The sequence below is a fragment of the Pseudoalteromonas sp. PAST1 genome, assembly GCF_021532515.1.
GTDB lineage: Bacteria > Pseudomonadota > Gammaproteobacteria > Enterobacterales > Alteromonadaceae > Pseudoalteromonas > Pseudoalteromonas simplex.
Genome location: NZ_JAKGBH010000082.1, coordinates 1 through 11,409 on the forward strand (window position 1 = coordinate 1; position 11,409 = coordinate 11,409).

The 11,409-nt window shown below is 37.5% G+C and carries 8 protein-coding genes; all 8 read right to left on the bottom strand.

Going from position 1 to position 11,409, the window contains the following annotated elements:
* Positions 1–169 precede the first annotated feature (169 nt).
* The gene (locus L1272_RS21905; protein WP_175083506.1) at positions 170–1,213 is read right to left on the bottom strand and encodes a TraU family protein; all 1,044 of its coding nucleotides are present in this window, start codon (positions 1,211–1,213) and stop codon (positions 170–172) included.
* Positions 1,213–1,362, bottom strand: a complete 150-nt coding sequence (locus L1272_RS21910; RefSeq protein WP_235374288.1) for a hypothetical protein — start codon at positions 1,360–1,362, stop codon at positions 1,213–1,215. The genes L1272_RS21905 and L1272_RS21910 overlap by 1 nt, the downstream gene beginning before the upstream one ends.
* Entirely contained in the window at positions 1,359–2,537 is a 1,179-nt protein-coding gene (locus L1272_RS21915; RefSeq protein WP_235374289.1) for a TrbC family F-type conjugative pilus assembly protein, read from the bottom strand. The genes L1272_RS21910 and L1272_RS21915 overlap by 4 nt, the downstream gene beginning before the upstream one ends.
* On the bottom strand, positions 2,524–3,024 hold the full coding sequence (lepB, locus tag L1272_RS21920; RefSeq protein WP_051501951.1) for a signal peptidase I: 501 nt from the start codon (positions 3,022–3,024) through the stop codon (positions 2,524–2,526). The genes L1272_RS21915 and lepB overlap by 14 nt, the downstream gene beginning before the upstream one ends.
* A gap of 480 nt (positions 3,025–3,504) precedes the next feature.
* Positions 3,505–3,819 (bottom strand): helix-turn-helix domain-containing protein, encoded by a 315-nt coding sequence (locus L1272_RS21925; RefSeq protein WP_235374290.1) that lies wholly within the window; start codon positions 3,817–3,819, stop codon positions 3,505–3,507.
* 73 nt (positions 3,820–3,892) lie between these two features.
* The gene (locus L1272_RS21930) at positions 3,893–4,225 is read right to left on the bottom strand and encodes a type II toxin-antitoxin system RelE/ParE family toxin (RefSeq protein ID WP_036973792.1); all 333 of its coding nucleotides are present in this window, start codon (positions 4,223–4,225) and stop codon (positions 3,893–3,895) included.
* 274 nt (positions 4,226–4,499) lie between these two features.
* Positions 4,500–10,091, bottom strand: coding sequence for a hypothetical protein (locus L1272_RS21935; protein WP_235374291.1), 5,592 nt, complete (start codon positions 10,089–10,091; stop codon positions 4,500–4,502).
* 733 nt (positions 10,092–10,824) lie between these two features.
* Entirely contained in the window at positions 10,825–11,241 is a 417-nt protein-coding gene (locus tag L1272_RS21940; RefSeq protein ID WP_235374292.1) for a transporter associated domain-containing protein, read from the bottom strand.
* Between the last annotated feature and the right edge of the window lie 168 nt (positions 11,242–11,409).

Genomic DNA, 11,409 nt, shown 5'->3' on the forward strand with positions numbered 1-11,409 from the left:
AATCAAAACACACCGCCAAGTGAAAGAGCCGTAAAAACTTCACGCGCTTTAAGTCAGAAAAAAGACTAGTTACCTCTTGCTTGACTCGCCCTTGAAAGGGTGAGATTGCGCAAGCCTAATGTTCAATTCAAAAAACTTCTAAAATCTTCGCTTTTCATTAAATTCCTCACTATTCTGAAGGCGCATTGATACCAGAGCTAATTACGCAACAGTCATTAAAACGCCACAGTAAATATAAGTAGTCTTCAAGACCTGGGATGGTTCTACCACCTGCCGCTGTAGACCATTTATGTTCAGACTCTCCCAATGGGTGACAGCACTTACCATTTGGGGAGTTTCTATCAGCTTCTGCTACGGGATGAAGCATCGAAAGCTTATACTGGGATTTGGGGATCATTGGCCAAAACTCGGGTTTACACATTGCATCCTCTCCGATTGTTTTTCTAGCCAACCCCTTTCGGTGCAAACTCGCAAGTACACGTTGTGTCAAAAGAGAAGTTACACGCGGCCCAGACTCACCATGATAAACATTTCCAGTAAATGGATAGAGACTTCCGTCGCAGCCAGCACAACCATATGTAGATTCTTGAACATCTCCTGCTGTAATTGCGGCACAATCCGCAGTACACCACGCTTTTGCAATTGGATTTGCAAATATAAATGCTTCTGGGGATAGTAAAATTGAGAGCAAATCATTGTTCCAAGTTGGATCAATCTCGCTAAGGTACATCAAATCAAAATCTGTATATTCACCACCACATTTAGGCAAATACAAAATTTCCAACATCGCAAATAATGGGTATGAATAGTAATGGTATTGGTACGTTGCCAAGTCTGCACCACCGGAACTTTTAACATCCACTCCAGTCGACAATGAAAATAGATCATCCTGAAGCCTAACTCCCCCTAATGCGGGTGCACACCATGGAACTCTCACATGTTCGACTAATCTAGACGGCTGCCAAAACCCCAGTTGATAGCCAAACTCCGGGATTCCAAGAGCATCATTACAAGCACAAATCGATTGGTCAGGTGCAGCCCCGTTTGGTTTTGGACCAACTCCCATCAATCGCACTGGTAAGAAGCACGACCAACAAACTTCATTTATTATATTGCTAAATACATTCGCGTTATTGCATGCGTTACCTTCGGCTTTTGTTTGCGTTGAAAATAAAGCTGCTAAGAAAATAAGGAAAATCAATGTAAAGCGCATTACAATTGAACCACTTTTGACTCTAACCAATTAAATGCGATTAGAAAGTAATGCCAAGCGGTATCCCAGATTTGCTTTGCTACAGTGGGGTACTCGTAACTTAAATAGACCCCACCCAAAACGCCTAACCCAACTAAAATTAATTTCATTTTTCACTCCAATCGAATTGACGTACCAGTAAATAGCCATTGCTTTGTGTTTCGATTTTGCTTGGTGTAGCTTCCACTTTAAATTTCTCAATAACTTGTTTAGGCAAAATGAAAACTGGTGCCCCAAACTCATTTCGAAACTTACTAAGGTCATCCCACCCTTTGTCTTTATCCATATGGGTTAGATGAATCTGAAACTGTCCTGATATCAATTTTAATTCTTCCTTAACCCAATCAACCTGTGACTTCACATAGGGATCAATTACAAAAATGTTTAAATGCATAGGGTATTGTTTTAAAGGGTTTGTTATGTCGCCAGCTCGGGCCAATATTTCTCCACGGCCATTTTTGATATCTTGAGTTACGCGAACAGTCGTATCTATTAGCCACTGCTTAGATTCATCTGACGTGGGGAGAGGGTAAGTTTTATATTTCTTCCAGAACCTTTCTTTTGCTAAACGTTGCTTCTCAGCCCAATCAATCTTGCCTGCTGCAGCTTTCATTTGCTCTATGATGTCAGGTTCGTCAATATTGAATAATTGGCCTAATGGCTCTAACTTGAAATCGCCTTGTTTTTGGTCAAATTGCTCTTTTGCATATTGCGCATTCAATGTGCCCGGAGCAATAAGATGCTTATTACCATTTCTTATGACGATAGTTGGTACACCGGTTACATTAAACTCTTTAAATCTTAGTGGGTTTATTCCTACATTTGGCTCTACTTTTGATATGGCACTTAATTTCTGAATAAGCTTCATCGTCGATGATATGTGTGTAGCCCCTTTTTCTAGCCCTCTAAATAAAATTGTTAAGTTATGCTCTTTGGCCACTTGGAAGGCATCAATAAGTGCTCTTCTGGGCATTGAGAAACTTACGAAAATAGCGCCATCTGTACCTTCTAATAAATCAATCTTATTTTGTTGTTGTGGAAGTGCTCTCTTCATTGTTTCACTGGAAATAACAACAGCCTGATCTGCAATTGACTTGGCTAAAGCTATATCGTTTTCTTGAATTGTTGGCTTATCTATATCTTTTAACCACCCATTTTCTTTGGCTTTCTCGACAGCCTTATTCGCAGCGTCTTGAAAACTAGAAACATCATATTTGTTTTTTTGATTGGCACTTACGGAGACTGAGAACGCACACAGCAAAAGTATCGACTTAAAAAATTGCATATGCTTTCCCCAAAATATCCTCTTCATTTATTGGCCCCCAAAACCTGCTGTCATAGCTATAAATAGTCTCACCAACCATAAAGAATTCATTTTCATTCAAGGTAATTTGTCGCTCATACTCTTTTGGGTTTAACTGTAAGAAATTAATGGCATGCGTCATTCCAGCAATTTTGGATTCGACTCGATTTACAAGCATTTCATTTGGCGAGAACTTGATTTCATCGCCAGGAACTCCAGCTGCAATTTTTATGAAGTTCAACCCTTTATCAAAATTTTTATCTTCCTTGTTAAATTTGAATGCAACTAAATCTCCCCTTTTAATATCCTTATCACGATTGTCGACTATGAACATGTGAGCATACAAACATTGCTCTTGAAATGTAGGAAAAGAAAATGTGAAGCGAGCAAAAAATAATTCCGCTAACCAATATAAGCCAAGTAGTGTAAGGCATACTATGACTGTGCTTTTCAACTTTATGCTATTCATAGCTAATTGTTTTTGTGAGAACGTAAATAAATTCTACAGTGAGATTTTTGAGTAATTCTGAGATTTTCTTTCGTATTGAATTTTTTTTGGCGATTAAGAAAGTATTTGTGGTACATTAACGACATACTAAAGTCTCCTCCAAAGAACTCTAGTATAAAAAAGGTAGCCTTTGGTTGAGGCTACCTTTTTTGTAACTTATACATTTTCTGTCTTAAATGTGCTTATTTAATTAAAGTTTTTAATATCTCATCAATTTCAGAGAATTGAACAATACCATCAAGTATAGGGTTCCTAGGTCGTGGAAACTAATTCTAAATTTCTGTGTCCCAAAAGTCGAAAGATCTATATGGTCAAGTCAAATCTCTTTCGCTAGTTACTCTATACCCGCAGAGTAGTTTTTGAGGTAACCAGCGATATCTCTCACCGCATTGCCTTGAAGTTCAGCCTTTGCTTTAGCACCTTACTTTATGCGTATTTCAATCATTTGTTAATTGTAACTGCTTCTACAGCCATTGTTAATTGATTATCAGCAAACGCAGGCTTAAAACGGAAACCTATGCGATACAAGCAAGTCATTAGCTTATCAATGCTGAACTTTTCAATTCGCCCATTAACTAAATCGCTCACGCGAGGTTGCGTTAGCCCTAATTGAGCTGCAGCGTCGGCCTGTGACCAATTTTTGGCATTGATAATGTCACGAATGACAATCATCAGATCTGATCGTGTCTGTAATTCAGAGGCTTCTGCTTTATCTTCGGTGATTGCATCAAAGATATTTGAGTATTCAAGAGTCATCTTAAAAACCTTATTGATTAACTTATAAGCACTATATATCAGCAATGATATATATACAAGTGTTGATATATTTTCATTTAATTTCTTTTTGCATTAGCTTGTACCGCTTCTTTGCAGTGTCCATAGCCTGTTTATCGACTTCGTTAGTCGTCTTGGTAAACGAATGCAAGATGAACACTGTATCTGCAAACTTAGCAACGTAAATCGTTCGATATGCTGGCCTGCCGTTCTCTATTAGCTCAACTGCACCAATGCCTACACTTTCCTTTAAGTGCTTAAACTTGCTAAATGGCTCTTTGTTTTGACAAATAGCGTTTAAATCATTTGCAAAGCGCTTTTGAATTTTATCGGGCAACGCTAGAAACTCTTTTTTTGATTGATTGTTTATAAACTTAAATTTTTTCAACTTCCTAATGCCCTGTCATTTTTATTCTTGAATATACGCTATTAATGGCGTCTGATAATTGCAGTAGATTACCGTTGTATTTATCTGTCACAACTTGTCTCGATGCATAACCAAACAGATCCGCTACAACACCATGATCAACATTTTTGGCCAAATGGATTACTAACGAGCCGCTCAATAATTTTCAACCTTTCAGCAACATTTGAGCCCAATTAAAAGTTGTTCATTTTTTATGAATATGGCAGTAAAAATAGCTGCCATATTCACATATCATTTAATGAATTGTCTGAGTGATATCTATGAATTCAAAACTATCGTCATAACATCTACCTACAACATAATTTGTGCCTTTTAGCTTATCCTTGCTTAATTGGATAATATTATGAGAATGCGTTAGTAACTCACCATTTAACTGCCATGTAGTCGCAGCAATTCGACCATCCGAGTCATTACAGTTGAGATGTAATTCAAACACTTGATCTGTTTCATGCATATTAATACTTCCGGTTGGTTTCTGATTTGGTATCACGTTCACTTCAAATGACTGCGAACCAGTCTGACCAAACTCAGTTTCAACATCGACGCGGATAGAATGATTGCCAACTGATAAATCTCCAATACTTTCTCTATAACGCTTGCTTTCCATGACAAGCTCGCCATCCAAGTACCATTTATACACTGCAACTCTATCATCTGGGTGTGAAAGCCATACACGAGATCTAAGTGATACATCTAGTGGATATCTCAGGTATTCATTACTGAATGTACGCACAATCTCAATTTCTAATGGTGTTGGAGGTAAAACTTCTACAATTTGGCTTACTTCTTTACTTTGTCCCCTGCTGTTTGTAACCCTAAACATGAGATTTTTCATTCCTTCTTGGGAAAACTGCAGAGTAAACTTGCCGTCATCTTGATTTAACACTTTAACTCCGGGTGTTTTTAGTAGCTCATATGCATACTCGACGCCAGGAGCAAAATGACGCTCTAAGCCTACCCATGCAATATGTTTAGAAGGCATATAATTTACTGTAGCTGGCATGTTTAGTTCAATTTCAGGAAACTCGTATGTCCAGCTTTTCACACGAACTCTAGTCTCGTTGATTGTCTCTTGCTTTGACCCCTCTACCCAAGCTTGGTAGGTCAGAATAAAGTTTCTTCCTTCAAGAAGATTTTCACTAAATGTCAGGTCAAATTCACTATCATTTATTACTTTCCCATCCGGTAACACCCATTGGTTTTGAGTCCTACCATTAATAGACTCAGTTCTTGTGAAAGAGCTTCCTTTAATGTGGTGTGTAGAGCCAACTTCGACTAGATCAGGGATATCTAAATCAAAATAGAATCGTGGCGCTCTTAAGAAGTAATATCGAGCCCTAGCTTCGACAAAAGCTTCATCACCTAAACTACTGTCACTTGCTATTCCGTTGTATTTCATTCGGGCATTGATATCTCTTCCTGTAAAGTCATCTTTATAGAATGAGATTTTTGCTGGACCTGAGAACCAAGACTTACGATTATCAGTTGACCACTCGATAACACTATCCCCATTTTGAACGAGGTTATCTCCGTCATACAAAACGAACTTTGCAGCTTCATTAAATAGAACTTCATTAGTTTGTTGAATTAATAGTTCAGGTTTTTCATAAGCAACAACTTTTAGAGTACCGCTAGTTGACCATTCACCTGTAAACTTATTTTCAACTTTAACTCTCAAGTATTCAATTTCTTCGTTTTCATATCGCTTACGCCAACGTAAAGTGTCTTTATGTTCTGTAGACTCCCTCCAATCGGAACCGTTACTTGAAACTTCCCACACCACTCGGCCAAGTGAGCCAACATCTGCTCGGTCTTCCGGTGAATAAATTGCTGAAGCTCTCAATGGTATCCGGCCCTTAATTAAGCCATCCCTTAGCTCACCTTCAATTTCAGTGCCTTTGTACACAATAAAGTATGCACGAGCAGACTGAATATAGTACTCATAATCAGGTATAGGTGTTTTTGCTTTTGCTACTGCAACATAAATTCCACTTTCTTCGCCAATAACTTCCATTGGCATTTTTATGAAGGCTTCTCCTTTCGCATCTATTGTGACAGTTTCTGTTAATGGTTCAGGTATATTTCTTCTGTCATACTTACCTATGTAAACTTCCCATTCACCCATTGAGCTTTTGTCATAAACCCATCCATCGATTCGATTGTAATTCCCAAGGTTGATTTTAGCTGTTACTTCATCGGTAGATAGGATCTGATCATCTTGAAAATCTAGATTAACGCCAAGTGTGCTATCAGGAACGACTAAAGCTTTAATGCTTTGGGATGCATTTATTTCTGGCATTCTATGGTACTTAACGTTGTAATCGATAGGGAATACTTCCCATAGATTGCGTTCAACTTCAAAAGGCATATCGAACCTACCAGATGTTCTAAATATTTCACCTGTTCTTGTAGAAGGGTTTTTCGGAAATGTTTGGCTAACCCCTTTGGTGTCGAATGTCATATCTAATGAACCAGGGCTCGATACAGTACCCATTCTGACAATTTCACCACCCGAGTATTCAACTGGATAAAATCCGTTTATAAGTTCTCGCCTTGAGCTAGCTTCAACTGAAATCCCTGTTGGTTCCTGAGAAGAAATCAGTGTCTTTTCATTAGGTATGATCAGTGTTTCACCAAACTCATTAATTATTTCGATATCGCTTTCAATTTCTACAAGCGCTTTGTCTAAATAACCAACAGCCGATGGTGTTCTACCTCGCAATGATATTTCAAAGCCTTCTGGTAAATTAACCCAATTGAATATGCAACTTTTAACACCTTTGCGCGCATATTTAACCGCGAGGTCTCTTTCACTATAGAACCGGCACTCTTCGCCGCTCACTTGTTTAGAATCTAAATAAACCAATTCAATTAGTCTGAACGGTAGATAGTCGTTTTCACGATGCTTTATATCAAACGACATAGGAGCAAAGACAACATTTAGATCATAATTAAATTTATCACCTGAAGAGTTTTTAACTACAACACTAATTTCTGCATTATCTTTAGGTGATAACTGTTGAGTTAAGCCATTAATAGTGACGATACCGTCACCAACAGAATTTAAACTTAATGGCACACCGTTTGATTGTACACTCTCAATAGTGACACCATTTACGTAGCCATTAAACCCTGCTACTAACAGTTCACTATCAAAGTAGAACTCATCATCTTCCTCCATGCTTTGGCTGTTTCTGAAAATAGAAATTGATGGCTGCTTACGAGATAAGAATGCAGCGTTTTTAAATTCTTTTTTATCTGATTTTGAATATAAGTACTTTGAAGTAACCGTAATATCGTAGTGTCCATCTGGTACACTCTGCACATCAGCTGTATAAATAAACTTGTTATTAATAAGTTCAGGCCCGGTTAGATTTTTTACTATTACAGTTTCACCTTCAGTAATATTATCGTTTTTAAAAAGAGTAGTACCGTCAAATTCAAGTTCCTTAAGGACTTCGTGCGAACCACTAACTTTAAACTCAAGTTCAATCGATTTAGGAAGCCACCATGTACCTGATATAGCTGGAGACGGTTTATCAAATACAACTCTCGCTGTTTCGTTCTCAACATCTATAGAAGCGCCTAACAAGCCAAAGCTCAATGGCAAACCACTAGCCCTTGCATTAACTTTTACTTGCTCTACCCGAGAGTATGCATATTCCCAACTAACAACGGCCTGTGAGTTTATTTCTTTATCAGTAAAGTACTTATTAATTGAATTTACCTTAAACTGGTGAGAAACAATGCCATCCTCATAGCCAATGTAATTTTTATTTCCAAGGAAATATGGAGTGATATTTATTGTGCAGGATGTACTTCCAGCATTTATTAAACAATTCCCCAAATTATCGACAATCACCTGTTGTGAATAATTAACTGGCTTTGTAGTGATTGAAATGGCTTTAACCTGAGCGTTTGGATCGTGATTGACGTCGCTATTATTGTCGATCCATTTATTCCCTACATAAATAGAATATTTTGTTAATTCAGGCGCAATTGGGGCCTCGACGTTAAAAGATGTAGTTCCAGATTTGATTAGTGTTTTCTCTTTCTCCGCGCCAAAATAGGCAAACACTTTATACCCAACAGGCACAACTCCGCTCATTCTCAATCGACCTTTCAGAGAAAAGTTATCTCTATCAAGCTCATCCATACCAACCCATTCAAAATAACACTTTCCAGATACATTATTATTGGTACCAATTGCAACCGCTTCATTAGTCACAATGTCACAGAAACCTGAAAACTTAGTTTGGACTGCTTCAAAACTAGACTCTTTTACGTGAGATACTAATCGACCACCTAAATTGTTAATCTTAAACTCGATTTCATCTTGAACTTTATTTAGTGTGATTGTTCTGGAATATAAATGTCCCAGAGTATCCTTGACCGTAACTTTTATTGTATTTAAGCCATTTTTGAAAATAACAGTGTCAGGTATTGTGGCAACACCAATTTTTGGCTTGTTAAAAGCAACGTTAGAAGAATTAACTTGAATCGATACCAGGTCAACGTCATCTGTAAATGAATTGAAAGTTGAAATTACCAGCTCTTGATTGTATGCAAAGTTACTGCTGTTATTTTGCTTAACACCTGATTTGAAAATATCAATTTTTGGGGCCGTTTTGTTAATTCTTAACCCATTAAAATTTTGGTTGGAAGGGATGCCACTTGAATTTGTGAAAGCCACAGAAGCACCATAATAACCATCTTCAATTTGCGTCATATCGAAGGTGTAAACATATGCACCATTTACACTTTCTCTCTTAGTGCTCGTAATAGTCTTATTTGCTGTAACTAGTGAGCCATCTTTTGTATATAGAACATTCCCGCTATAGGTGATGCCACTTGAAATAGTTGGCTGACTGTTTCGGCTGAATTTTACATTTAACTCAGATGGGGCCCACCAATCGCCAACAATCTCGCTTGAAGGCTTATTTAAAACGAGTTTAGCTGTGTTATTCGAAACTTGAATTGATTTGCTATTAACGTTTATTGTCTTTGTTGTCGCATAACTAGCAGGCATAGAATTAACCTCAAAAAGGTCAATTTTTGTTGGTTGGTAATTCCAAGGAACAGTTAAAGCATGTTTGGTGTTACTAACTCCCCAATAACTATGACTCGAATCAACTGACACTTGATAGCTTAAAGAGCCCACTTTATTTGAAATAGCATCACCAAGCTTTATTTCTGAAAATGAAATATCGCATGAAGTAGCGCCACTTTCTACTGTACAGCTACCAAGCGATGGTATAGATACCTTCTGACTGTAATCCCTTGCGTCAACATTAACTCTAACTGCAGAAAACTTATTTGCGGGGTTGTAATTGGTATGACTACCTACGCTCTTCCATGAGTTCCCAAGCTTAACTGAGTATCCTTGGACAGTCGGCTTAACTGGAGCTGCAAAATTAAAAATAAAGTTTTTTGTATCAACTAACTTTTTAGCTTTTGCTGACCCTGAATAATAATAAATTGAGTAGCCAATACTATTCGGACCTGAATTGGAAGCAACGCCTTCAACTTTAAATCCATCAATTAAATAACCGGCTGTGTTATTCCATTCAAATAAGCAATATCCAGCGCTTAAGGTTCCCCCTTGTAATGCTGTATTGTTATCTGTAGTGACAGTACAGTAATCGTCTAAAACAGTTTGGCGAGCCTCAAGCTTGAAGTTTTTTACATTTGAAATAAGTGTGCCTGATTTGTTCTCGATGACAAATTCTGGTTTGTAGATATTCATCGTTCCTTTGATAGTTGTGATAGCAATAGCGCTAAATGAAAACACCAAAGTAGTTAAAGCCGCTGCCTTTAAATAACTCATTATTAGACCTTGTTGGAATTACTCAAAGTTAACTTACCAACTTAGCCAAACAATAAAGCCTGAAAAAAAATTGAATTAGAAGAAAAATTCATGTCAACTAAATTAAACCTATCGAAATTTACTAGAAAACTCATTGTCCAACGCGAAATGGCGTCGATGGGATAAATCGGAACAGTTAGTCATGTTCTTAATATATATCTAATTTTATCAGCAGAAGCGTTTCGAACAGATAGCCAATGAAAATGATATTTTGTGTTCGAAGATTTAAACGTAGAGGGGATACAAAAGTTTAATGGTAGCATGATTGCTGATAACATCATGGGGCTAATTACTCAGTTTTCGCAATACAAAGCCAATCTAGAAGGTTAGCTCTATCGTGGAATAGGTCTCTTTAAAAATCCACTGGAATTTGTGAAAATTGCGGCCAACATCATGTGTTAACATAGAATGAAAGACTTTTCACTTGTGTAGCTTGCGGAACGCATCAAAACCGAGATCTATCGTCGGCTAAAAGCATAGCCAATCCTGGTAAGTTTGACTGAATTGCGGCTGGAATCGTCGCCAGGGTTAATCCCATATATCAGCATAAATCAGCTATCAAAACGAAAGTCTTCGAGTTATCGAAGTTTGCTGGGGAAGCTGAGACAAAAGAAGCAGCCTAGCTCCCAAAAGTTAGACTGCAGAAGCACATTGTTCGACGCGAAGCGGCGCCGATGGGTAGTTCACAATTTAGTTAACTTGACGATTTTAGCTTTAATCCGATTGAAATAATTTTTTTATTTTCAACGCCTTTCACTATAAGGCAAATAAAGTCTAATTTAACTTGATCACCCACTACAGGTTTTCCATGAAATTGATTCAAAATATATTGCTCTAAACTAAGATCCTTATCGAAAGAACTCGCATCAACTCCATAAGCATTTGCTAAATCAATCAATTTTGCTTCAGGGTTTAAATCAAACTCACCAAAAAAGTCATCGTACCCAAGGTTATTTGATAAAATAACAGGACCAAAAAACTTACCTATTTCAATTCGCTCAGTATTTGAGGCCAATATAATCACTTGATCCTTACAAACTAATGCATGCTGTTCATAATCATTTAAAAGGCTACCATTGCGTACTACACCTACAACCTGGTCCCCTTTCATTGAGAAAATTGAGTCTACTGTTACGCCTTCTGCCTTACACCTGAACTGGTTTAATTGAGCAGGACACTTTAATAATGGACAATGATCTAATATTGAGGTGTTAAATGACAAAACGAAAAAACAAAACTTATACAACCGAATTTAAGCAAGAAGCAGTTGCTTTAGTGA

Excerpts from the sequence above, each read along its gene's own strand:
- L1272_RS21905 (WP_175083506.1), bottom strand. The coding sequence starts at position 1,213 with ATGCGCTTTACATTGATTTTCCTTATTTTCTTAGCAGCTTTATTTTCA.
- L1272_RS21910 (WP_235374288.1), bottom strand. The coding sequence starts at position 1,362 with ATGAAATTAATTTTAGTTGGGTTAGGCGTTTTGGGTGGGGTCTATTTA.
- L1272_RS21915 (WP_235374289.1), bottom strand. The coding sequence starts at position 2,537 with ATGCAATTTTTTAAGTCGATACTTTTGCTGTGTGCGTTCTCAGTCTCC.
- lepB (WP_051501951.1), bottom strand. The coding sequence starts at position 3,024 with ATGAATAGCATAAAGTTGAAAAGCACAGTCATAGTATGCCTTACACTA.
- L1272_RS21925 (WP_235374290.1), bottom strand. The coding sequence starts at position 3,819 with ATGACTCTTGAATACTCAAATATCTTTGATGCAATCACCGAAGATAAA.
- L1272_RS21935 (WP_235374291.1), bottom strand. The coding sequence starts at position 10,091 with ATGAGTTATTTAAAGGCAGCGGCTTTAACTACTTTGGTGTTTTCATTT.
- L1272_RS21940 (WP_235374292.1), bottom strand. The coding sequence starts at position 11,241 with ATGAAAGGGGACCAGGTTGTAGGTGTAGTACGCAATGGTAGCCTTTTA.